This is a genomic window from Halomonas zincidurans B6, assembly GCF_000731955.1.
Taxonomy (GTDB): Bacteria; Pseudomonadota; Gammaproteobacteria; order Pseudomonadales; family Halomonadaceae; genus Modicisalibacter; species Modicisalibacter zincidurans.
Genome location: NZ_JNCK01000001.1, coordinates 2,413,039 through 2,434,713 on the forward strand (window position 1 = coordinate 2,413,039; position 21,675 = coordinate 2,434,713).

A 21,675-nucleotide genomic window follows, 5' to 3' on the forward strand; every position below is an offset into this window, starting at 1 on the left:
TCTGCGCCTTTCTCTCTGGGCTTGGCGACGAACCTTCTTAACGTAAGCGATACTACCAGGAGTTCTAGATGACCGAGCGTGTCGATATCAGTATCCGGGGCATGTCCTGTGCTTCCTGCGTCGGTCGCGTGGAACGCGCCCTCAAGAAGCAATCCGGTGTCACGGATGCGCAAGTGAACCTGGCGACTGAAAAGGCCACGGTTACTTTCGAAGAGCATGCCAATCCCGGCCAGGTAGCCCATGCCGTTGAAGAGGCTGGCTACCAACCCGTCGTTGAAACCGCCGAGATTCCCATTATCGGCATGACCTGCGGTTCCTGTGTCTCGCGGGTTGAGCGCACCATTGAGAAGCTACCAGGTATTGTCCAGGCCAGCGTGAATCTCACCACGCAAAAGGCTTTTGTACGGTTCCTGCCCGCTGCGGTAACGTTGCCACGCATTCATCATGCCATTCGCGATGCCGGCTATGAGCCGCAGGACCAGGGAGAGAGTACACAGACCGAGCGCGAGGACCAGGAAGGCGTCCAACTCCGCAACAAGGTACTGATTGCGGCGCTATTTACGATTCCGGTCGTGATTATTGCCATGGGCAAGATGATACCCGCGCTTGAAGCGATTCTCACCAGCATCATGCCGTATCGAGGCTGGATGAGTATCGAGTGGTTGCTGACTACCCCGGTCCAGTTCTATGCCGGGGCGCGTTTCTATCGCGCCGGCTATGCGGAACTGCGACATGCGAATCCAGGAATGAACAGCCTGGTCATGATTGGTTCGAGTGCCGCCTACTTTTATTCTGTGGCCGCGCTTCTGATTCCCGGCTTCTTCCCGGCTGGGACCGCCGAAAGCTACTTCGAAGCGGCTGCGGTCATCGTCACGCTCATCCTGCTGGGGCGTTACTTCGAACATGTCGCCAAGGGCCGCACCTCCGAAGCAATCAAGAAACTGCTTCAGCTACAGGCAAAAACGGCCCGCGTCATTCGAGATGGCGAAACGGTCGAGGTGCCGATCGAGGCCGTCGTACCCGGCGATCGCATTCTGGCCCGCCCAGGCGAGCGCATTCCCGTCGACGGCGTCGTCGAGGAAGGTCACTCCTACGTCGATGAATCGATGATCAGCGGTGAGCCGGTGCCGGTCGCCAAGCAGAAAGACGCTGAGGTCGTCGGCGGTACGATTAACAAGAACGGCGCTCTGACGTTCCGCGCCACCCGAGTCGGCGGCGATACGGTGCTGTCGCAGATCGTCAAGATGGTGGAATCGGCCCAGGCCGAGAAGCCGCCGATCCAGAAGCTGGCCGACAAGATTGCCGGAATCTTCGTGCCCGTGGTCCTGGTGATCGCGCTGATCACCTTTGCGGTGTGGTTCGGCATCGGGCCAGCCCCGGCGCTGTCGTTTGCCTTTGTCACCACTGTCAGCGTACTGCTGATTGCCTGCCCCTGTGCCATGGGCCTGGCGACGCCAACCGCAATCATGGTGGGGACCGGTAAAGGCGCAGAGATGGGCGTGCTGTTCCGCAAGGGGGCGGCGCTCGAGACGCTGGCCAAGGTGAACACGATCGTGCTGGACAAGACCGGCACGTTGACCATGGGGCGCCCCGAGCTGACGGACTTCGTTGTGCTCGAAGGGCAGGAAAACGACGTGCTCCGATGGGTCGCCGCGGTCGAAGCGCAGAGTGAACACCCGATTGCCGAAGCGATCGTACGTGGCGCGAAAGACCGGGGCCTAGAGCTGCCATCCATCAGCCACTTCCAGGCCGAACCTGGCTTTGGCATCGAGGCCGAGGTCGACGGGCACAAGCTCAATGTGGGCGCCGACCGCTATATGAGCCGGCTCGGCATCGAGCTAGGTAAAAAAGCAGAAGAGCGTGCCACGGCGCTTGCCAGAGAGGCCAAGAGCCCGCTGTATGCGGCAGTCGATGGCAAGCTTGCAGCGATAATCGCTGTCGCCGACCCGCTCAAGGAGGGCTCGGTTGAGGCTATTGCGTCACTCCAGGAACAGGGCCTGAATGTAGCCATGCTCACCGGTGACAATCGCGCCACGGCCGAGGCTATCGCCAGGCAGGTGGGGATTCATCAGGTGCTCGCCGAAGTGTTGCCGGATCAAAAGGCAAACGAGATCAAGCGACTACAGGCTGAAGGCCACAATACCGCATTCGTCGGCGACGGCATCAACGATGCACCGGCATTAGCGCAAGCCGACGTGGGCATTGCTATTGGCACAGGTACCGATATTGCCATCGAGGCCGGCGACGTCGTGCTCATGCGCGGCGATCTGAGAGGCATCGTCAATGCCACGGCTCTATCCAAACGCACCCGCAAGACCATTCTTTCCAACTTTGTCTGGGCCTATGGCTACAATGTGGCACTGATTCCGGTAGCGGCAGGGGCGCTGTATCCGTTCACCGGCTTCCTGCTCAACCCGATACTGGCGGCTGCGGCCATGAGCCTATCCAGCATCTTCGTCCTGACGAATTCTCTGCGGCTGCGTCGCTTCCAGCCCCAAGGGAATGCACCTGACCCGAGGGCTAACAATGAGGAACCAGCCCTTGAATACTCAGCCTAATTCTAGACGTTGAAACGAGGGAAAAGTGCTGAATGGTATTTCCTCCAGCCTTATTAACCCCTCCGGGAGAAAACACGACCATGCGCAACCTTTTTGTCATGTTGCTAATTGGTCTGCTAAGGCCGGGCACTAGCCCCTGATTGGCTTGCAGCAAGGAAAAGGCTTGACCTTAAAGTTCGCTTTAAGGCTATTGTAGGCAATGCATCATTCAACCCCAACGTGAGGATAGCGTGATGGCTTTGCAGCTTGGAGAAGTAGCACCCGATTTTACAGTGGAATCAACGGAAGGCACCGTCAGCTTCCATGAGTGGCTTGGTGATAGTTGGGCCGTGCTGTTTTCCCACCCGGCCGACTATACGCCTGTCTGCACGACGGAGCTTGGCGCGTTTGCCCAGCGCAAAGGCGAGTTCGACAAGCGCGACGTCAAGCTGATCGGCGTTTCCGTCGACCCGCTGGACTCCCATGCCGGCTGGGCGAAGGACATCGAGACCACTCAAGGGACTTCTCTCAACTATCCGCTACTGGCTGACGAGGATCGGGTGGTCGCAGAGCTTTACGGGATGATTCATCCCAAGGCCGACCCCAAGGTGACGGTACGCACCGTTTTTATCATCGACCCGGACAAGAAGATTCGTCTGACCCTGACCTACCCACCCAGCACGGGTCGCAATGTCGATGAAATCCTGCGGGTCATCGATTCGCTGCAACTGACCGGCAAGCACAAGGTGGCAACCCCGGTGGACTGGCAGAACGGCGAAGACGTCATCATCGTCCCCTCCGTGTCGGACGAGGAAGCCAGGGAACGCTTTCCTGAAGGCTGGGATGCGCAGACACCGTACCTGCGTGTGGTCCGCCAGCCCAAGTAACCAACAGAAAGATCAGGTGGCCCGGTTGCACCGGGTTGCCTGAAGTGTCGCTGAGGAACTCTTGATGAAAACCTACAGTATCGGGCAACTGGCCGAGCGCTGCGGCATTGCCACCCAGGCGATCCGCTACTACGAGCAAGAGCGGCTCATGCCGAACCCCCAGCGAACGGAATCCAACTACCGCCGCTATCCCGAGGCGCATGTGGCCAGGCTGCGGTTCATTCTTCAGGCCAAGCAATGGGGTTTTACCCTCGATGAGATTCGTGAGCTGCTGATCCTGCAGGATGCCAACGGCGACCGGGCACAAGCCAAGCGGATTGCCGAAGAGAAGCTGGTCAAAGTTCGCGAGCAGCTCAAGCATCTTTCTAAGATCGAGTCGGTGCTTTCAAAAACGCTCTCCGAATGCTCAGGAGAAGGGCCCATGCAGAAAGGATGCCCTATTATCGAGGCAGTAGTTAAGAATGACGTTGCTGCGCCAAGAATTGCTTGTAAACCGTCCATGTTAAAGGCATGACTTACCGGCAACGTTGTGGATCAGGAACGGCATTTTGACGGCATGCCTTATCTAATCATTAACTACCACCAAGCAAGTTTGCTGGCCTTCAGGAGTATTTTAAAACCTGCTGCTGCGAAACATAGCCCTAACCTGCTAAATTAATAGAGATGGTGAAATGATGGGAAGTGACGCATGCACCTGGGGAATGGTTGGACTTGGTCTGATAGTCATTCTTCTGGTGGTGGCGCTGATACTCGGCATTGCTGCGTTAGTTAAATATCTGTTTTTCAGTAAACCCCGGAAAAGCGCCGAGTAGGTTGATGAATATTGACGCAGTCGAGAGGCTTAGCCTCATGATAAGAGGGCGTATGGCACACAAGCTGCGTTTACAGCAGAGGCTCGTCTGGGGAGCTTCGGCACTAATTGGCCTGGCTGTTCTCTACTGGGCGCTGATGGAAACAGGGGCTTTATCAATACTCGCAGACAAACAAGCGTTACGTGAGTGGGTCAATCAGCTTGGCCTCTGGGGGCCACTGGCTATTATTGGGCTGATGGTAGGGGCCATTGTTATGAGCCCAATCCCCAGCGGGCCGATTGCCATGGTGGCTGGGGCTACCTATGGCCCTTTCTGGGGAACTCTCTATGTGGTCATCGGTGCCGAGGCCGGTGCTCTAATTGCCTTTTGTATTGCACGCTTACTTGGTTATGAGGCGGCTAACCGCTGGTCACATATTAGACCTGTGCTGACCTGGCTAGGCAAAGAACGCTCGCAAACGGGAATAATGCTGATAGTTTTTGCATCCCGATTGGTGCCGTTCATTTCATTCGATGCCGTCAGTTACGCGGCGGGCCTCACACCGCTTGCTTTTTGGCGATTCTTGGTGGCCACCTTGGCTGGCGTAATTCCGACAGCGTACATGATCGCCGCGTTCGGCGAAGCGTTCATCACTGCCGACTCCAGGGGAATGACAGTTATCCTGCTTTTGATTAGTGGAATTACCCTTTTACCCATCTTGACGAAGCTGGTTTGGGTTTGGCAGCGCAACCGAAAGAATCGCTCAAGTTGACGAGATGAAGGGACTGCCGTTCTCAGCTTAAATAACGTCACTCAGGATAGATTATTCCATGCTCGTCAAAATCATTCCTGAGCTAGGACTCTTTGCGTTGATCGTGGCATTCTACGCTAACCAACAAGACAGAGGAAAGACAAATGCTGCAATACCCCACCATTGATCCTGTGGCTATCGCCATCGGGCCGATTAAAGTCTATTGGTATGGGCTGATGTATGTGATCGGGCTGGCTGCCGCCTGGTGGCTTGGGCGTCGGCGTGCCCACCGTATAGGCTTGAGTCACGATGACGTAGGCGATCTCATTTTTTATGGTGCTGTCGGCATCATAGTGGGAGGACGCGTTGGCTACGCCTTGGTGTATGGGTTCGATCAGCTACTTGCCAACCCTTTATGGTTATTCAAGATATGGGAAGGAGGAATGAGCTTCCATGGCGGGCTCATCGGGGTACTTGTTGCCGCCTTACTGTTTGCTCGAAAGCACCAATTGGCCTTTTTCCAGCTTACTGATTTCATAGCTCCATTAGTGCCAATCGGCCTAGGGGCCGGACGTATCGGAAACTTCATCAACCATGAACTGCCTGGACGCGTCAGTGACGTCCCCTGGGCTATGGTGTACCCATCAATGATGGGGTTTGGACCAGAGCCGCGTCATCCTTCATCGCTTTATGAGTTCGCCTTAGAGGGCGTTGTCATGTTTGTTGTGTTGTGGTGGTTCTCGAGCCGTTCGCATCAACGCGGCATGACATCCGGTCTGTTCCTGGTGCTCTATGGTAGCTTCCGCTTTGCTGTGGAGTTCGTACGTCGGCCCGATCCTCAATTAGGTTTTATCGCCTTTGATTGGATGACCATGGGACAGCTACTGAGCCTGCCCATGATTCTTGCAGGCCTGGTACTAATGGCTTGGGCTAGGCGTCGGCCGTTTGGTAGCGAGAACAGGACAGTATCTTCATGATAAGTAACTATTCAAATGGTTTCGAGCAAGCATCGCCAATCAGCTGATTTATCTTGCATAGCGTCTCGAGACATATAGTGTCCCGAGACATATCACGCCATTCGGTGACATGGCCATCAGCGACATAAACACCGGCAAAGCCTACGAGAGGAATTATTTTATGAATATTAAGAAAACCGGCATATGGTCAGGAATAATCGTGGCAGTCATAGGCTTATTCGTGTTCATTGCCAGCAACGATAACAAATCATCACCGCAGGCCGCATCAAAGGCCTCGCAGGGTTCAATGGCTCCCGACTTTGATTTGCCTTCGTCTGACGGCAAACGAGTCACGCTATCAAGTTTTAGAGGTAAACAAAACGTGCTTATCTATTTCCACGAAGGGTTGTCATGTGACGCTTGCATGCAGCAAATGCCGGAGCTGGATAAGTACCTGTCTGACTTCAATAAAATGGATGTCAAATTGCTTTACGTCGCACTGGACTCACCAGAAGCAATGAGCAAAGCCAGTTCGCGTTACGGTTTGAAGTCACCTGTCTTGTCATACCAAGACGCCCAAACCGAGCAAGACTATGACCTCTTGCCCTATAGCATGGGTATGGGCCGGCGTGCCGGGCATACATTCGTGTTAGTCGGCAAGGATGGCAAGATTCTGTGGCGCAAAGACTACTGGCCGAGCGTTGGCATGAGCGTGCCTGGCGGCAGGATGTTTGTGCCTGGTTCAGAAATCCTGTCTGAGGTCCAAAAAGTGCTGGGAGGTAGCTCATAGTGGACGCCGGCAGTGCTTCAGCGCTTTTAACCAGCGCATCGTTAATTGTCGCCTTTTTCGGCGGTGCTATCATGCTGTTCGCGCCGTGCTGCATCACGCTGATGCTGCCGGCTTATCTGGGTACGGTGTTCAAATCGCGCTCCAAGGTGATTTTCTTGACATCGGTATTCGCGCTGGGGGTTGCCTCGATCATTCTGCCTATCGTGCTGGGAGCCCGTTTCCTGACCTCCTTTTTGTCGGCGTTCCACCCCTATGTCTTTGCGACCGGCGCTTTGTTGATGATCGGCGTCGGGGTCATGACCTTGTACGGTAAAAGACTCAAAATGCCGTTCGTCAGCCGGTTGCAGTCACCGAGGGTGACCAACGCCGCGTCTGCTTATGCGCTGGGAGTCGTGTCAGGCATTTCCAGTGCCTGCTGCGCGCCGGTGGTGCTGGGTGCCTTGACGCTGGCTGCCATTTCGCCGACTCTTCTGCAGGCCGGTGCCGTCGGTTTGGCCTATACCTTTGGCATCGTTTTCCCGCTGTTCGTGCTCGGCCTATTTTACAAGCAAGGCCTGTGGCGTAAGAGCCAGAAACTGCAAAAGAGCCAGGTTCGGCTTGGCAGCCTGACGGTTCCGCTCTCCAACTTTCTGTCGTTCATTGTATTTACATTGGCCGGTGTTTCTTTCCTGATCTTGTCGTTACTGGGATGGAATACGGCGAGTTCGTTTTCTTCGGAGTTTTCTATCAAACTCAAGAGCTGGGTGGACGTTCTTGCTGGGGCTGTTGAAAAAGTACCGTTTGGCGAGGCGCTTTTCGGGTTGCTGCTCATTGCGCTGCTTGTATTTTTGGTTCGTTTGGTTCGAAGGGAGCTGAAACAGCCCGATGACGACGAGAGCGGAAAACATGTATGACATGGCAGTAATCGGCGGCGGCCCAGCCGGCATGATAGCGGCAACGACCGCGGCGCGGCGCGGCCTGAAAGTGTTGCTGGCCGCCGATTCGTTACAAGGTCAGCTGGGAAAAATCGACCAAATTGAAAACTGGCCCGGAGAAACGCGCGTAACCGGCAGCCAGCTGGCAGCGAGCTTCGCAAAACAAATAACGGAACCTGGAAATTCTATAGATTGCCGGAAATCAACCGTAGCCGGAATACGGAGGGCAGGCCAGCTGCTAAAGATTACGTTCGCTGGCGGGGATACGGTTACAGCTAGAACTGCCATCATAGCGACGGGAGTCCGGCATGGAACACTAGGTCTGCCGGGCGAAAAGGAGCTTTCAAGCAAAGGTGTCTCGTACTGCGTGACCTGTGATGGTCCGTATTTCAAAGGTAAAAAGGTGGCGGTCATCGGCAGGCCGGAGCAGGCTTTGGCCATGGCGGAGCAACTGTCCCGCATCGGTGCCTACGCCTATCTTCTGCAGTCGCGGCCGGTTCAGCCAGCCTTCAGTTATGATAGGGTTACTTTGCTGCCAAAAGGTTGGCCAGTCGAAATTATCGGCGATCAAAAGGTTGCTGCTCTCAGATATCATGGTGATCACTCTAATAATATGACTGAAGAACTGCCGGTCAGCGGCGTTTTCATAGCTGCTGAGCGTATGCCCAATACCCAATTCACGGATGGCATACTAGACTTGGACGAAGATGGTTACATTAGTGTTGACTGCCGGACTATGGCCGCGTCCGTGCCCGGCGTATACGCCGCCGGTGACGTTACGAGCGGACCGCACAAACAGATTACGACGGCCGTCGGGGACGGAGTCAAAGCCGCCCTTTCAGCCGCGCAGTATATTGATACGCAACTTAAACGGGAGATTAAATCATGATTATAACTTTAGTAAGCCCGCCTGACTGCCAGAATTGTGCCGAGCTGCAGGCTGAGATCGATGAGTTAAAAAATAGATATTCGGCACTCGAGGTGGCGCATATTGACGCCTTATCGCCGGAGGGTGAAAAACTGGTACTGCAACACGGTATCCTGGCAAGTCCGGGCGTGCTTGTTGACGGCCAGTTTTTTGGCATGGGGGCTATTTCAATAGAGAAACTCGAATCACATATCATGACAGGCAGTTGATGCCTGACGACCCCCACGAGCCTTGTGCTACCCATCGCCCAAGGTCTATCTTTTGATCGCTTTCTGGCTGGAGGACCTCACGACGCTGTGCCAGAATGCGCCCGGCTGTGCCGCTGCTTGGGGTAACGTGGCGAAGGGCGCCATGGCGGTGCTTGTATTGTACCATTCAGTAAACTCCCCGACCCACGCTTGCGTCTAGGCCAGGGTGCAACGCCGTCGACGGTAAAGCCCGGCCGGTACTTCAGTATCTTGAACAACGTGACCTTCGAAGCCATTGGCCTGCCGGCACCGACCGCATCCCGCTTGCTAGTGCCAATTTCGACAACATATTTCAAATTTAATCAGCAGCTTACGCTCCTTTGTCGAGCCCAATGGAAGATAAAAGCCGAGGCAAAAAAGCCTCTCAAACCCCTTGACTCTAAAGCCTACTTTAAGGATATGCTTCGAGCAAGACTACCGGCCCCGCCTAGCCCGAACGTTGCATCAGGTGCCGTGATGATCGCGCAGATAATGGGTTTCACAGAGGTTTTTCCGATTGAGCGCCGTACCGCGGTATACGATCGAGTAAGGAAAATTGTCTATGGAATCAAAGAGCAAGCGAGGGCGCGAGCGACCAGCTGCAATATCCGGGCTACCAAACGCAGGAGATAATACGTTGACCTGCAGGCAGGGCTTGGGTTCTAGGCTAAGGGTGTAGTGCTTGATATTGTAGTGCTTGATATAGTGAAAGCCTTTTCGGGGCGGCGCACTACTCCCTGGTGAAGGAAAAGGCCAAACCAAGCAGCGAGGGGTTTGTCATGCGAAAGATGCGCAATATAGTACTCACAGCCACAGTGATGACCGTTAGCACCTTTGGGGCTAGTTCACTCTTCGCGCAGGAAAATGTGCAGAACGAGGAAGGCCAGCAAGGCAACATGATGCAAGAAGGTGGTGGCATGCAAGGCAACATGATGGGCATGATGAAGCAAATGAATTCCATGATGGAGAAATGTAACGACATGATGGAAAAACAGAAAAACGACACTAGCGCCTGATTGGGCTGGCTGCTCTGTGGCTTCGCCTCGGGGCAGCCTGCTTCTAGATATCACAGTGGGGGCATAATGCATGAAAAATATTGCTATGCTCCGTTATCTACCTTATCTGCTTGTTCGCTCCAAGAAACCGACACAGAGTTGCGAATACGGGCGAGCTACGCACTGGCACAATCGCAACGGACAATATCGCAACGGACAATAGAGAAGCCACCACTAGCATTAGTGAAAGACCCAAAAGTTTTGCTCAATGGTATTTTAGACAAGCTGCAACACTATATTTATATCCAGCTTGCTATATAAGCAGAGCTGGATAAATATTAATTTGCTAGAGAGACGATCAATGAAACACGTCAAGACGATAGCCTTCACTGCCCTGCTGATGCTCCTGTTCCCCTTGTCAGGTCTCGCTGCAGTAACGCAGGCTACCCTCTACAAGAGCCCGAACTGCGGATGCTGTGCCGCGTATGCCGATTATCTAGAGAAAAATGGTTTTGATGTCGAAGTGATCGATACCAATGACTTGGCAGAGATCAAGGCAGAGTACAACATTCCTGAAAAGCTTTACGGCTGCCACTCTACGCTGATCGATAACTACGTCTTCGAAGGCCATATCAATGTCGAAAGCATCAAGCAGGTGTTGGCAGAAAAACCGTCTATCAAAGGCTTGAGTGTACCCGGCATGCCTCTTGGGGCACCGGGCATGGGAGGCGAAAAACAAGGCCCTATCGAAGTCTATACCTTATCATTTCAACCTACCAATTCACCTGAAGTTTACGCCACTTATTAATATCGGCATCGGTAGTTGCTGCCACTTCCCCTTAAGCGGGCCGTAGCCATCGTGTGCCTGATAGCGGCGGCATGGCCGGAGCCAAGCTTGACACTGTGGCGATTCCGACGACGTTACTGATCGATCCCCATGGTGAAGATATCGGGCGCCTGGTGGTCGCCACTAGGTGGGATAGCCCCGAAATGGCCGATTTTCTCAAAGAAGTTATTGAACTTTCAAAAGAGGTATCACTATGAGCTGCTGTGGTGGCAACAAGCCTAATCAAGGTCAAGAAAAATCTGGATTCAAAAGCCTGGTATCAGGCCCGCGCCGCTTATGGATCCTGGGTGCCGTAATCGTGGCTGGCGGTCTCGCCATGGGTTGGGACCAATTAGTCATACTCGGCATGGCCCCTATTCTGCTGGCACTATTGCCATGTCTGCTCATGTGCGGCGTAATGTGCCTGACGAAATGCAAGAAGGACAAGAAAGGCGAGTCTGCCAGCCAGAGTGAGACGGCAGCACAGCAGGCCCACGCTGACATGTCCCCCACTACTACTAAGAAAACATTCTAGCCCGAATATTGCCCCCGTACCGTGCCGTTCATCCCGGCACCCGCTTGCAGGTCAGCTTCCGGAAGAGCCACTGCTGCTCCTTGATGCGGTTCTCCATATCGCCGCGCGGGTAGTAACGACTGGCCCGCTGTTCGAAGCGACACAGCGTCGACTGGCTGGCCAGCACGCCGTCGGTATCGACCGCGGTCTGCAAAGCGATATCACGGCGCAGATGATCGTTGAGGTCTTCGTGGCCCAGCACCAGGCTGAAGAAGACGCGCTGCCGGAGCGTGGTCTCCGCCCGGTGCCGGCAGGGCGAGAGGCACGGGCGTCATCGCGACGGGCGATCCTGCTGGCGGAGCAGGAACACACCTTTCTTGGAGGTGAACTCACCGCTGTCGAAACGAGCAGTGACATGGCGGCCTTTGCAGCGTGGAAACGAGGCGGTGGGCGTGGTACATTTCGTCATAGCGGCTGTGGTCGGTGATTCTTGGTTAGGCTCTTGAATCATAACCGATTTTCAGCCGCTTTTTCATATCTGAGGAAATATCCGGGATGAGATCTATCCGATGAATGTAAAAACAGCCCTGGCCATCGGCCTTATACCAAGCACTCTTCTCATGGGTGCTTCCCTTGCTCAAGCGCACTCGGCGTTGAAAAGCTTTTCACCCGCGAATGGCGCCACGATCACCGAGGAGCCAGCCAAGCTCGAACTGCAGTTCACATCTCCCCTCCTTCTTACATATGTCGCCCTGACGCCGCAGGGTCAAGAGTCCTTGTCGCTCGAGGTACCCGAGCGCCAGTTACAAGCCGACTATGCACTGCCGTTACCAGCACTCGAGCCTAACCACTACAGCGTCGAATGGCGCTCGATGTCCAAAGATGGCCATAACATGAAAGGAAACTTCGAGTTCAACTTAAAGAAGCAATGACCACAAGGGTGAAGCCAAGGAGAGACCTATGTGGGAATTGGCTAGTTTCGTACTGAAGGCGGTGAGCTATGCCGTAGTGTTGAGCGCGGCCGGTAGTGCGCTCTTTTTAGCCCTGTTTCCAACCTTGAACGAGCGCGAGTGCAGCAGAACAGTAACGACGGCGCTCGGCCTCGCGCTCATGGGCAGTGTGCTCACAGCCGCGGCAATTCCGCTTCGCGCCGGCTTTCTGAGTGGTGAGGGGCTGGGTGGGATGTTCGAGCCGTTCTATCTGGGCATGCTGTTCGAATCTACAGTGGGTACCAGCACTAAACTTCGCTGGCTGGGGCTGGCCATGATCGGCTTCGTCTGGCTGCGGCGCCCACTCGGATATGGCATCGGGGCGCTGGGAGCGCTTCTGGTCGTGGCGTCGTTTGCGTTGATAGGTCATACGGCGAATCTGGAAGCCCGGATGGCAGGAGGACTGCTAATCGCGTTGCATCTTCTGGCAGTCAGCTACTGGATTGGTGCACTGTGGCCATTGATAGGGGTGAGCTATGCTTCCGATACCTCTCGTGTCGCAAGGGTGCTAGAACGCTTCGGCACATTGGCCATGGTCCTCGTTGGCGCTCTCGTCCTGGCGGGAATAGCGCTGGCGTGGCTATTTATTGGCGAATTTTCGGCGCTATGGGAGAGCCGCTACGGAAACATCCTTGTCTTCAAGCTAGTGGCGTTCGCCGGACTGCTGACTCTCGCCGGTCTCAATCGCTTCCAGCTCGTGCCAAGGTTCGCTGCGAATGTGCCGGGATCCAGCGCAGCGTTGCGCCGATCAATCGTCTCCGAGGTGATCGCGGTCGGCATCATCCTGACAATTACGGCAGTGCTCACCACCTACTCGTCTCCCTTCGAGCAGTGACGTCGGTGCGGATTGGAACGGTAAGGGTCATTCCAGAACGTCTGGACTTACCCTTCAATCTCTACCGGAGAGGAGCGGCGGCGAACAGCGCCTTCCAGCAGAGCGGCGTCAACCCTTCGGCGCGAGAGGCCGGAGGGAGGACGATGTGCCGTAGCACGTCGATCAGGTAGGTATAGGTATCCACGCCCTGCAGCCGGCAGATTTGCAGCCCAGAGTGCGTAGACACCTTGTGGACACGCAGGAAAAATCGGGAAGGTCCAAGCGAAGAAGGAAACCGCTAATTGCTTGAAGCAATGGTGCCGGCGGTCGGACTCGAACCGACACACTGTCTCCAGCGGCGGATTTTGAATCCGCTGCGTCTACCAATTCCGCCACGCCGGCAGCGGGTCAGGATTATACGGGTCTCGCCGGGTTCGTCAATCGCCGGGCCTGACTTAATCGCGCATGTCGATTATCATGGTGCGCCTTTGCGGGCGGCCCCTGCCGGGGAAAGCGTCTTCGCGTATCGAAGCGCCCTCCGCAGACAGGTTTTGACCGTTATCGTCTTGTTACTATCTCGAGCCTTCACGCAGCCATGCAGCGCGCCGACTTCCACTTCGATCTCCCCGACGAGCTGATCGCTCGCTACCCCAGCGAACAGCGCAGCGATTGCCGGCTGTTGTGCCTGGACGGCGACAGCGGTGCCATCGAGCACCGGCGCTTTCCCGACCTGCTCGAGCGCCTGACGCCGGGCGACGTGGTGGTGTTCAACGACACCCGGGTGATTCCCGCGCGGCTGCATGGCCACAAGGCCAGCGGCGGGCGCGTTGAAATGCTGCTCGAACGCCCGCTCGACGCCCATCGCGGGCTGGCGCACATCCGCGCCAGCAAGTCGCCCAGGCCGGGCAGCGAGTTGATCTTCGAAGGCGAGGTACGCGCGGTGGTCGAGGGCCGCCGCGAGGCGCTGTTCGAGCTGCGCTTTCTCGGCGACACGCCGCTGATCGAACTGCTCGAGCGCCACGGCCACATGCCGTTGCCGCCGTATATAGAACGCGACGACGAACTCGCCGACCGCGAGCGCTACCAGACCGTCTACGCACGCCGCGACGGCGCGGTGGCCGCGCCCACCGCCGGGCTGCACTTCGACGAGCCGCTGATGGCGGCGATGCGCGAGCGCGGCATCGAGACCGCCTTCGTCACCCTGCACGTGGGCGCCGGCACCTTTCAGCCGGTGCGCGTCGACGACATCCGCGAGCACCCCATGCACAGCGAATGGGTCGAGGTCGACGAGACGGTCAGCGCCCAGGTGCGTGCCGCCAAGGCGCGCGGCAACCGGGTGATCGCGGTGGGCACCACCAGCGTGCGCTGCCTGGAGAGCGTCTGCGCCGCCAGCGACGATGGCCAGATCGCGCCGTTTCGCGGCGAGACCGACATCTTCATCTACCCGGGCTATGAATGGCGCTGCGTCGATGGCCTGGTGACCAACTTCCACCTGCCCGAATCGACCCTGCTGATGCTGGTGTCGGCGTTCGCCGGTTTCGAGCCCGTGATGCGCGCCTACCGCGCCGCGGTCGATGAGCGCTACAGCTTCTTCAGTTATGGTGATGCCATGTTTTTGACACGCAAGCCCTGACCCGCCAGACGCGCTGATTTCAGCCCGCGGCGTCATCCATCATTTTCGAGAATTGCATGCGTAACGAATGCTTCATGAGTTTCGAGCGCCTGGCCAGCGACGGGCGTGCCCGCCGCGGCCGGCTGAGCTTCCCCCGCGGCACGGTGGAAACCCCGGCGTTCATGCCGGTGGGCACCTACGCTACCGTCAAGGGCATGACCCCGCAAAGCGTCGCGGAGATCGGCGCCGAGATCATCCTCGGCAACACCTTTCACCTGTGGCTGCGCCCGGGCACCGAGGTGATCGAGGCCCACGGCGACCTGCACGACTTCGCCCAGTGGGACAAGCCGATCCTCACCGACTCCGGCGGCTTCCAGGTGTTCTCGCTCGGCGCGATGCGCAAGATCACCGAGGAAGGCGTGCATTTCCGCTCGCCGGTGGACGGCACCAAGGTGTTCATGGGCCCCGAGGAATCGATGGCCGTGCAGCGCTCGCTGGGCTCGGACATCGTGATGATCTTCGATGAATGCACGCCCTATCCGGCCACCGAGGACGAGGCGCGACGCTCGATGGAGCTGTCGCTGCGCTGGGCCGAGCGTTCGCGCCGCGCCCACGGCGATTCGCCCTCGGCGCTGTTCGGGATCATCCAGGGCGGCATGTATCCGGAACTGCGCAAGCGATCGCTGGAAGGGCTCGAGGAGATCGGCTTCGACGGCCTGGCGATCGGCGGGCTGTCAGTGGGCGAACCCAAGGCGGAGATGATCGAAGTGTTGAACTATCTCCCCACCTGGATGCCCGACGACAAGCCGCGCTACCTGATGGGGGTGGGCAAGCCCGAGGACCTGATCGAGGGCGTGCGCCGCGGCATCGACATGTTCGACTGCGTGATGCCCACCCGCAACGGCCGTAACGGCCATCTGTTCACCGCCGAGGGCACGGTCAAGATCCGCAACGCCAAGCATCGTCATGATACCCGTCCGCTCGAGGAGGATTGCGACTGCTACACCTGCCGGCACTTCTCGCGCAGCTACCTGCATCACCTTGACCGGTGTGGCGAAATGCTGGGCTCGATGCTCAGCACCATCCACAATCTGCGCTATTACCAGCGCGTCATGGCCGGTTTGCGCGGTGCTATCGAAGCGGGTACATTGGCGGACTTCGTGAATATGTTCTATGCACGACGGGGCCTGAGCGTGCCCGACGCGCCGCAGTGAACTAGCGACGATCTTATTTATTTCGGTCGAGGCCGTGTCTCGACCTTGCTTTGCAACTCCGCAACTCTCCAGGAGACAACAACCCATGCTGGATTTCTTCATCTCACAGGCGCACGCCCAGAGCGGCGGTGGTGCGGCTGCGGGCGGCGGCATCGCCCAGATCGCTCTGCTGGTCGGCTTCGTGCTGATCTTCTACTTCCTGCTGTGGCGCCCCCAGTCCAAGCGCGCCAAGCAGCACAAGCAACTGATCAGCAACCTCGACAAGGGTGACGAGATCGTCATCGGCGGCGGCCTGGTCGGGCGCATCACCAAGGTCAACGACGAGTTCCTGACCCTGGAGATCGCTGAAGGCACCGAGGTCAACGTGCAGAAGAATGCCGTCGCGGCGGTCCTGCCCAAGGGCACGCTGAAATCCCTCTGATAGTTCTCACGCTGCCGGCCCTCGCGCCGGCAGCGCTCTTACCGCGTCAGCAACAAGGACAGGGCTTCCATGCTCAACCGTTACCCCCTGTGGAAGTATCTGCTGATACTCGTCGTGCTCGTCGTCGGGTTGCTTTACGCCCTACCCAACCTGTACCCCGAAGACCCCGCCGTCCAGATCAGCAGCGCCCGCGGCAACGTCAGCCTCGACGAGAATCAACTCGAGCGGATTCGCGGCGCCCTCGACGACGCCGATATCGCCATCCAGCGCATCGAGGACCAGCCCAACGGCGTGCTCATTCGTCTCGTCGATGGCAGTGACCAGCTTGACGCCCGCGAGATCATCAGCGGACTGCTCAACGACGATTACACGGTGGCCCTCAACCTTGCCGAGTCGACCCCCGCCTGGCTCGAAAGCCTGGGCGCCTCGCCGATGAATCTGGGGCTCGACCTGCGCGGCGGCGTGCACTTCGCCCTCGAGGTCGACATGCAGGCGGCCGTGGAACAGCGTCTGCAAGTCAACGCCAGCGCCATGCGCGAAACGCTGCGCGGCGCGCGCATTCGCTACCGCGACACCCAGATCGACGGCAATACCCTGACGATGACTTTCGCCAATGCCGAGGATCTCAGCGAGGCACGCGACATCATCAGCGGCGAGTTTCCCGACTTCCAGTACCAGACGCCCGACGCCGAACGCGGCGCGTCGCTGGCAATGACCCTGACCCAGCAAAAGATCGACGAGATTCAGGACTATGCGGTTCAGCAGAACCTGACCACCCTGCGCAACCGCGTCAACGAACTGGGCGTGGCCGAGCCGCTGGTCCAGCGCCAGGGCCCCAACCGTATCGTCGTCGAGCTGCCCGGCGTGCAGGACACCGCCGCCGCCAAGCGCGTGGTCGGCGCCACCGCCAATCTGGAGTTCCGCCTCGCCGCGCGCCCCGACACCCCCGCGTCGGAAACCGAGACGCTGGCGTTCCGCAACGACGAGCAACGTACCGCCGAGCTGATGCGCGACGTGATCATCACCGGCGAGAACGTTTCCAACGCCAGTACCGGCTTCGACCAGAACGGCCGCCCGCAGGTCAACATCAACCTCGACGGCACCGGCGGCACGCTGATGAACCGCGCCACGCGCTCCAACATCGGCCGTTCGATGGCGGTGATCTACATCGACAACAAGACCCGCACCCGCACGGTGATGGAGGACGGCAAGCAGGTCGAGAAACGCGAGCCCTACGTCGAGCGCGGCATCATCAGCTTGGCAACCATTCAGAGCGCGCTGGGCAACCGCTTTCGCATCACCGGGTTGGATTCACCCACCGAGGCCCAGGAACTGGCCCTGCTGCTGCGTTCCGGTTCGCTCGCCGCGCCGATGTACTTCGTCGCCGAGCGCACCATCGGGCCGAGCCTCGGCAAGCGCAACATCGAGCAGGGCATATTGTCGGTCGAGATCGGCATGTTGCTGGTGGTGGCGTTCATGCTGATCCGCTACAAGGCGTTCGGCGTGGTCGCCAACCTGGCGTTGGCCACCAACCTGGTGCTGCTGGTCGCCGCGCTGTCGATGCTCGGCGCCACCCTGACGCTGCCCGGCATCGCCGGTATCGTGCTCACGCTGGGCATGGCGGTTGACGCCAACGTGCTGATCTTCGAGCGCATCCGCGAAGAGATACGCGCCAAGATGCCGATCCAGCAGGCGATCCACGCCGGCTACGAGCGTGCCTTCACGTCGATCGTCGACGGCAACATCACCACCCTGCTGGTGGCGGTGATCCTGTTCTCGATCGGCACCGGGCCGGTCAAGGGCTTCGCCGTGACGCTGTCGCTGGGCATCCTGACCTCGATGTTCACCGGCATCCTGGTCTCGCGCGCGATCGTCAATCTCTCCGTCGGCGGCAAGCCGGTGAAGAAACTCTGGATTTAAGGGGCTAACGCGATGCGACAGTTCGATTTCATGGGCAAGCGCCGCCTGGCCTTCATCGTCTCCGGCGTGATGCTGCTGGTCTCGCTGCTCTCGCTGTTGTTCCAGCAGCTCAATCTGGGGCTGGACTTCACCGGCGGCACGCTGGTCGAGATTCGCTACGCCGCGGCGCCGGCGCTCGAGGCGGTGCGCCAGGCGCTGGAGAGTGCAGGCTTCAGCAACGTCTCGGTGCAGACCTTCGGCGCGCCCTCGGAGATCCTGGTGCGCCTGCAGCAGGCCTTCGATCCCGGCGTCGGTCAGCAAGTCACCGAGGTGCTGCGCCAGAGCGGCGAGAACGTCAGCCTGGTGCGCGCCGAGTTCGTCGGCGCCCAGGTCGGCGGCCAGCTGCGCGACCAGAGCGGTCTGGGCATGCTGGTGGCCCTCGGTGCGGTGGTGCTCTACGTGGCACTGCGCTTCCAGTACAAGTTCTCGCTGGGCGCGCTGCTGGCGTTGGTCCACGACGTGATCATCGTGCTCGGGGTGTTCTCGCTGTTCCAGATCGATTTCGACCTGACCGTGCTGGCGGCGGTACTGGCGGTGATCGGCTATTCGCTCAACGACACCATCATCGTCTACGACCGGATCCGCGAGAACATCCGCAAGTCGCGCATCGAGCACATGCCGACGATCTTCAACGAGGCGATCAACCAGACCCTGTCGCGCACTCTGGCGACTTCCGGCACCACCCTGCTGGTGTTGCTGGCGCTGCTGACGCTGGGTGGCGACATGATCCAGAACTTCGCCCTGGCGCTGATCATCGGCGTGGGCGTGGGCACCTACTCGTCGGTCTATGTCGCTTCGGCGCTGCTGATCTCGGTCAAGCTGCAGCGCGAGGATTTGATGCCGGCGCAGAAGGAAAACGCCGACGGCGAGGAAGAACTGCCCTGACGCGGCGCCACGAATGCCTGGCAAGACCCGCGACACCCCGCCTTGGCGGGGTGTCGTCGTTCAGGCGCGGACTCAACCCGGGTCGCCGATGCGCAGGCCGTGCTTGCGCAGCTTGCGCACCACGCTGGGCTGGCTGATGCCCAGCCGCGCGGCCAGCGCATAAGTGCTGGGTAGCTCGCCGCACAAGCCGGCGAGAATCCCGCGCTCGGTGGCATCGAGCGCCTGGCGCAGCGTCTGGCCCTCGGTCAACCCCGCCGGAGTGTCGACACAAGGACTGCCGGGCGGCTCGGGAGCGCCGCTACTCGCCGCATTCGTCGGCGCGCCGATCAGCTCGCCGGGACTCGCCAGCCAGGTGCGCTCCATCCAGTTTTCCAGCTCGCGCACGTTGCCCGGCCAGTCGCGGCCCATCAGTTCCGGCCATACGCTCGGGTGCAGCACCTTGGACTGGCCGTAGCGCTGGTTGAGCCGCTCGAGCTGCAGTTCCGCCAGCCCGGGAATATCCTCGCGGCGCTCGCGCAGCGGCGGCAGGGTCACCGGAATGACGTTGAGCCGGTAGTACAAATCGAGGCGAAAGGCGCCGCTCTCGACCCGCGCGGCGAGATCCTGGTTCGAGGCCACCACCAGGCGGAAGTCGACCCGCCGCGAACGGGTGTCGCCGAGCCGGGTGACCTCGCCGTCCTGGATCACCTTGAGCAGCTTGCTCTGCATCGCCAGCGGCAGCTCGCCGATCTCGTCGAGAAACAGCGTGCCGCCGTCGGCCAGCTCCAGCATCCCGGCCTTGCCCTGGCGGGCCGCGCCGCTGAACGCCCCGGGCTGGTAGCCGAACATCTCGGACTCGAACAGCGCCTCGGGGATCGCCGCGCAATTGACGTCGATGAACGGCTTCTCGCGACGCGCGCTCCAGCAATGCAGCTGACGCGCGAAGGCGGTCTTGCCGACGCCCGATTCGCCGAGCATCAGCACCGTGGCGTCGCTGGGCGCGACCCGCTTGAGCAGCAGCGCCACCTCGCGCATCACCCCGCTGCGCACTTCCAGGCTGCCGAGTTCTAGATCCTCGTCCAGCGGCGGGGCTCCGCCACGCTTCAGGTGTTCGCTGAAGCGCCGCTGCAGCAGCGCGTATTCGTCCTGCAGCAGTTGCAGGTCGGTGAGATCCATCGAGCGCGAGACGATGCGCACCAGCACGCCGTCGAGGAATACCGGATGCGCCTCGGCGATCACCCGCCGGCCGCTGCCGGTGTGCTGCATCAATTGCGCCGGCTGGCGGGTGCGCATCACTTCCTGGGTCACCGACGGCGACAGCACGCCGCGCTCGACCAGTTGCTGAACGGTGCTCGCACACAGCTCCTCGCGCCCCAATCCATACACCGCCGCGCTGCCGGGGCTGACATTGCGAACCCGGCCCTCGGCATCGACGATGAAGAAATGCTCGTGAGCGGTCTCGACGATGGTCGAGAGCACCGCGCTGTCGATGTCGCTCATGTCGCTTCCCGAGATGTGATTCACTTTCGCATCAATGATACACGGATGAATCGCAAAGAGCCCCCAACGATTCATCGATGAATCACGGCGAGGATGCAGCCCGCCAACCACGCCGCCCAGGCGCTGGCATGGTTCATGCAAAGTACACACAACGTCAGTGATCGATAACAATGCCGCTTCAGGAGGCCGCATGGACAAGCCGAACCTCAACCAGCCGCTGGGCGGCAACGAGATGCCGCGTTTCGGCGGCCCGGCGACGATGCTGCGCCTGCCGACCCAGACCACGGCCGCCGGCCTGGACGCCGCCTTCATCGGCATCCCCATGGACATCGGCACCTCCAACCGCCCGGGCACCCGGCTCGGCCCGCGCCAGATCCGCGACGAATCGCGCATGCTGCGGCCCTACAACATGGCGACCCGCGCCGCGCCGTTCGACAGCCTGCAGGTGGCCGACATCGGCGACGTGCCGATCAATACCTTCAACCTGCCCAAGAACCTCGACATCATCAGCGGCTACTACGACGCAGTGCTCGCCCAGGGCTGCGTGCCGCTGACCCTGGGCGGCGACCACACCCTGACCTGGCCGGTCCTGCGCGCCATCGCCAACAAGCACGGCCCGGTGGGGCTGATCCACATCGACGCCCACGCCGACGTCAATGAGCACATGTTCGGCGAGGAGGTCGCCCACGGCTGCCCGTTCCGCCGCGCCCAGGAAGAGGGCCTGCTCGACAGCCAGCGGGTGGTGCAGATCGGCCTGCGCGGCACCGGCTACGCCGCCGATGATTTCGACTGGTGCCGCGACCAGGGCTTTCGCGTAGTGCCCGCCGAACAGTGCTGGTACCAGTCGCTGGCGCCGCTGATGGCCGAGGTCCGCGAGCAGATGGGCGACGGCCCGGTGTACATCTCGTTCGACATCGATGGCCTCGACCCGTCGGTGGCGCCGGGCACCGGTACCGTCGAGATGGGTGGCCTCACCGCCCAACAGGGGCTCGAGATCGTGCGCGGCGCCTGGGGCCTGAACGTGGTCGGCGGCGACCTGGTCGAGGTCTCGCCGCCCTACGACACCAGCGGCAATACCGCGCTGATGGGCGCCACCCTGCTCTATGAAATGCTCTGCGTGCTGCCGGGCGTCGAGCGCCGCTAATCCACGACGGCGTTGGTCGTGGCCGGCCGGCGCCGTTTTGAT

The 21,675-nt window shown here is 59.3% G+C and carries 21 protein-coding genes, 1 tRNA gene and 1 pseudogene; 20 read left to right on the forward strand and 3 right to left on the reverse strand.

Annotated elements, in window-relative coordinates:
• Positions 1-68 precede the first annotated feature (68 nt).
• The 12 genes from HALZIN_RS0111350 to HALZIN_RS17560 all read left to right on the forward strand — a co-directional run bounded on the left by HALZIN_RS0111350 (position 69) and on the right by HALZIN_RS17560 (position 10,820).
• A complete protein-coding gene (locus HALZIN_RS0111350) occupies positions 69-2,558 on the forward strand; it encodes a heavy metal translocating P-type ATPase (protein ID WP_035575325.1) in 2,490 nt (829 codons plus the stop codon).
• Between the two features lie 233 nt (positions 2,559-2,791).
• Positions 2,792-3,424: a peroxiredoxin gene (locus HALZIN_RS0111355; protein WP_031384331.1), complete on the forward strand. Its 633-nt coding sequence runs from the start codon at positions 2,792-2,794 to the stop codon at positions 3,422-3,424.
• A gap of 64 nt (positions 3,425-3,488) precedes the next feature.
• Positions 3,489-3,938 (forward strand): heavy metal-responsive transcriptional regulator, encoded by a 450-nt coding sequence (locus HALZIN_RS0111360; RefSeq protein WP_051907485.1) that lies wholly within the window; start codon positions 3,489-3,491, stop codon positions 3,936-3,938.
• Positions 3,939-4,288: 350 nt separating this feature from the next.
• On the forward strand, positions 4,289-4,987 hold the full coding sequence (locus HALZIN_RS0111365) for a TVP38/TMEM64 family protein (protein ID WP_031384333.1): 699 nt from the start codon (positions 4,289-4,291) through the stop codon (positions 4,985-4,987).
• A 143-nt stretch (positions 4,988-5,130) separates the two neighbouring features.
• On the forward strand, positions 5,131-5,943 hold the full coding sequence (gene lgt, locus HALZIN_RS0111370) for a prolipoprotein diacylglyceryl transferase (protein ID WP_031384334.1): 813 nt from the start codon (positions 5,131-5,133) through the stop codon (positions 5,941-5,943).
• A gap of 160 nt (positions 5,944-6,103) precedes the next feature.
• Positions 6,104-6,712: a peroxiredoxin family protein gene (locus HALZIN_RS0111375; protein ID WP_160171097.1), complete on the forward strand. Its 609-nt coding sequence runs from the start codon at positions 6,104-6,106 to the stop codon at positions 6,710-6,712.
• On the forward strand, positions 6,712-7,605 hold the full coding sequence (locus HALZIN_RS17145; protein ID WP_051907486.1) for a cytochrome c biogenesis CcdA family protein: 894 nt from the start codon (positions 6,712-6,714) through the stop codon (positions 7,603-7,605). Before HALZIN_RS0111375 ends, HALZIN_RS17145 begins: the two co-directional genes overlap by 1 nt.
• Entirely contained in the window at positions 7,598-8,515 is a 918-nt protein-coding gene (locus HALZIN_RS0111385; protein ID WP_031384337.1) for an NAD(P)/FAD-dependent oxidoreductase, read from the forward strand. Before HALZIN_RS17145 ends, HALZIN_RS0111385 begins: the two co-directional genes overlap by 8 nt.
• Positions 8,512-8,763, forward strand: coding sequence for an SNARE domain-containing protein (locus tag HALZIN_RS0111390; protein ID WP_031384338.1), 252 nt, complete (start codon positions 8,512-8,514; stop codon positions 8,761-8,763). Before HALZIN_RS0111385 ends, HALZIN_RS0111390 begins: the two co-directional genes overlap by 4 nt.
• A gap of 797 nt (positions 8,764-9,560) precedes the next feature.
• On the forward strand, positions 9,561-9,797 hold the full coding sequence (locus HALZIN_RS0111395; protein ID WP_031384339.1) for a hypothetical protein: 237 nt from the start codon (positions 9,561-9,563) through the stop codon (positions 9,795-9,797).
• Positions 9,798-10,137: 340 nt separating this feature from the next.
• Positions 10,138-10,584, forward strand: coding sequence for a DUF411 domain-containing protein (locus HALZIN_RS0111400; RefSeq protein WP_031384340.1), 447 nt, complete (start codon positions 10,138-10,140; stop codon positions 10,582-10,584).
• A 71-nt stretch (positions 10,585-10,655) separates the two neighbouring features.
• Complete coding sequence (locus HALZIN_RS17560) at positions 10,656-10,820, forward strand: hypothetical protein (RefSeq protein ID WP_201448194.1); 165 nt, start codon at positions 10,656-10,658, stop codon at positions 10,818-10,820.
• Between the two features lie 345 nt (positions 10,821-11,165).
• On the opposite strand, the pseudogene HALZIN_RS18695 reads toward HALZIN_RS17560, so the two are convergent.
• Positions 11,166-11,417, reverse strand: a pseudogene (locus HALZIN_RS18695) (transposase); the annotation flags it as partial.
• Between the two features lie 268 nt (positions 11,418-11,685).
• On the opposite strand from HALZIN_RS18695, the gene HALZIN_RS0111415 reads away from it, so the two are divergent.
• Both HALZIN_RS0111415 and HALZIN_RS0111420 read left to right on the forward strand, forming a co-directional pair.
• The gene (locus HALZIN_RS0111415) at positions 11,686-12,048 is read left to right on the forward strand and encodes a copper resistance CopC family protein (RefSeq protein WP_051907487.1); all 363 of its coding nucleotides are present in this window, start codon (positions 11,686-11,688) and stop codon (positions 12,046-12,048) included.
• A gap of 28 nt (positions 12,049-12,076) precedes the next feature.
• Positions 12,077-12,940, forward strand: a complete 864-nt coding sequence (locus HALZIN_RS0111420; RefSeq protein ID WP_031384344.1) for a copper resistance D family protein — start codon at positions 12,077-12,079, stop codon at positions 12,938-12,940.
• Between the two features lie 294 nt (positions 12,941-13,234).
• On the opposite strand, the gene HALZIN_RS0111425 is transcribed toward HALZIN_RS0111420, so the two are convergent.
• Positions 13,235-13,321: transfer RNA gene (locus HALZIN_RS0111425), tRNA-Leu, on the reverse strand.
• A gap of 193 nt (positions 13,322-13,514) precedes the next feature.
• Between HALZIN_RS0111425 and queA the strand changes: the two genes are divergently transcribed.
• From queA to secF, 5 genes are all read left to right on the forward strand, one after another.
• Positions 13,515-14,552, forward strand: a complete 1,038-nt coding sequence (gene queA, locus HALZIN_RS0111430; RefSeq protein ID WP_031384345.1) for a tRNA preQ1(34) S-adenosylmethionine ribosyltransferase-isomerase QueA — start codon at positions 13,515-13,517, stop codon at positions 14,550-14,552.
• 74 nt (positions 14,553-14,626) lie between these two features.
• A complete protein-coding gene (gene tgt, locus HALZIN_RS0111435; RefSeq protein ID WP_031384346.1) occupies positions 14,627-15,745 on the forward strand; it encodes a tRNA guanosine(34) transglycosylase Tgt in 1,119 nt (372 codons plus the stop codon).
• Positions 15,746-15,830: 85 nt separating this feature from the next.
• Positions 15,831-16,166 (forward strand): preprotein translocase subunit YajC, encoded by a 336-nt coding sequence (gene yajC, locus HALZIN_RS0111440; protein WP_031384347.1) that lies wholly within the window; start codon positions 15,831-15,833, stop codon positions 16,164-16,166.
• Positions 16,167-16,235: 69 nt separating this feature from the next.
• Positions 16,236-18,086, forward strand: a complete 1,851-nt coding sequence (secD, locus tag HALZIN_RS0111445) for a protein translocase subunit SecD (RefSeq protein WP_031384348.1) — start codon at positions 16,236-16,238, stop codon at positions 18,084-18,086.
• A gap of 12 nt (positions 18,087-18,098) precedes the next feature.
• The gene (gene secF / locus HALZIN_RS0111450; protein ID WP_031384349.1) at positions 18,099-19,010 is read left to right on the forward strand and encodes a protein translocase subunit SecF; all 912 of its coding nucleotides are present in this window, start codon (positions 18,099-18,101) and stop codon (positions 19,008-19,010) included.
• 72 nt (positions 19,011-19,082) lie between these two features.
• Here the strand turns inward: secF and HALZIN_RS0111455 are convergent, their stop codons facing one another.
• On the reverse strand, positions 19,083-20,489 hold the full coding sequence (locus HALZIN_RS0111455) for a sigma-54 interaction domain-containing protein (protein ID WP_031384350.1): 1,407 nt from the start codon (positions 20,487-20,489) through the stop codon (positions 19,083-19,085).
• Between the two features lie 190 nt (positions 20,490-20,679).
• On the opposite strand from HALZIN_RS0111455, the gene speB reads away from it, so the two are divergent.
• Positions 20,680-21,633 (forward strand): agmatinase, encoded by a 954-nt coding sequence (gene speB / locus HALZIN_RS0111460; RefSeq protein WP_031384351.1) that lies wholly within the window; start codon positions 20,680-20,682, stop codon positions 21,631-21,633.
• Positions 21,634-21,675: the final 42 nt, after the last annotated feature.

Coding starts and splice junctions, on each gene's coding strand:
- HALZIN_RS0111350 (WP_035575325.1), top strand. CDS start 69: ATGACCGAGCGTGTCGATATCAGTATCCGGGGCATGTCCTGTGCTTCC.
- HALZIN_RS0111355 (WP_031384331.1), top strand. CDS start 2,792: ATGGCTTTGCAGCTTGGAGAAGTAGCACCCGATTTTACAGTGGAATCA.
- HALZIN_RS0111360 (WP_051907485.1), top strand. CDS start 3,489: ATGAAAACCTACAGTATCGGGCAACTGGCCGAGCGCTGCGGCATTGCC.
- HALZIN_RS0111365 (WP_031384333.1), top strand. CDS start 4,289: ATGGCACACAAGCTGCGTTTACAGCAGAGGCTCGTCTGGGGAGCTTCG.
- lgt (WP_031384334.1), top strand. CDS start 5,131: ATGCTGCAATACCCCACCATTGATCCTGTGGCTATCGCCATCGGGCCG.
- HALZIN_RS0111375 (WP_160171097.1), top strand. CDS start 6,104: ATGAATATTAAGAAAACCGGCATATGGTCAGGAATAATCGTGGCAGTC.
- HALZIN_RS0111385 (WP_031384337.1), top strand. CDS start 7,598: ATGTATGACATGGCAGTAATCGGCGGCGGCCCAGCCGGCATGATAGCG.
- HALZIN_RS0111390 (WP_031384338.1), top strand. CDS start 8,512: ATGATTATAACTTTAGTAAGCCCGCCTGACTGCCAGAATTGTGCCGAG.
- HALZIN_RS0111395 (WP_031384339.1), top strand. CDS start 9,561: ATGCGAAAGATGCGCAATATAGTACTCACAGCCACAGTGATGACCGTT.
- HALZIN_RS0111400 (WP_031384340.1), top strand. CDS start 10,138: ATGAAACACGTCAAGACGATAGCCTTCACTGCCCTGCTGATGCTCCTG.
- HALZIN_RS17560 (WP_201448194.1), top strand. CDS start 10,656: ATGGCCGGAGCCAAGCTTGACACTGTGGCGATTCCGACGACGTTACTG.
- HALZIN_RS0111415 (WP_051907487.1), top strand. CDS start 11,686: ATGAATGTAAAAACAGCCCTGGCCATCGGCCTTATACCAAGCACTCTT.
- HALZIN_RS0111420 (WP_031384344.1), top strand. CDS start 12,077: ATGTGGGAATTGGCTAGTTTCGTACTGAAGGCGGTGAGCTATGCCGTA.
- queA (WP_031384345.1), top strand. CDS start 13,515: ATGCAGCGCGCCGACTTCCACTTCGATCTCCCCGACGAGCTGATCGCT.
- tgt (WP_031384346.1), top strand. CDS start 14,627: ATGAGTTTCGAGCGCCTGGCCAGCGACGGGCGTGCCCGCCGCGGCCGG.
- yajC (WP_031384347.1), top strand. CDS start 15,831: ATGCTGGATTTCTTCATCTCACAGGCGCACGCCCAGAGCGGCGGTGGT.
- secD (WP_031384348.1), top strand. CDS start 16,236: ATGCTCAACCGTTACCCCCTGTGGAAGTATCTGCTGATACTCGTCGTG.
- secF (WP_031384349.1), top strand. CDS start 18,099: ATGCGACAGTTCGATTTCATGGGCAAGCGCCGCCTGGCCTTCATCGTC.
- HALZIN_RS0111455 (WP_031384350.1), bottom strand. CDS start 20,489: ATGAGCGACATCGACAGCGCGGTGCTCTCGACCATCGTCGAGACCGCT.
- speB (WP_031384351.1), top strand. CDS start 20,680: ATGGACAAGCCGAACCTCAACCAGCCGCTGGGCGGCAACGAGATGCCG.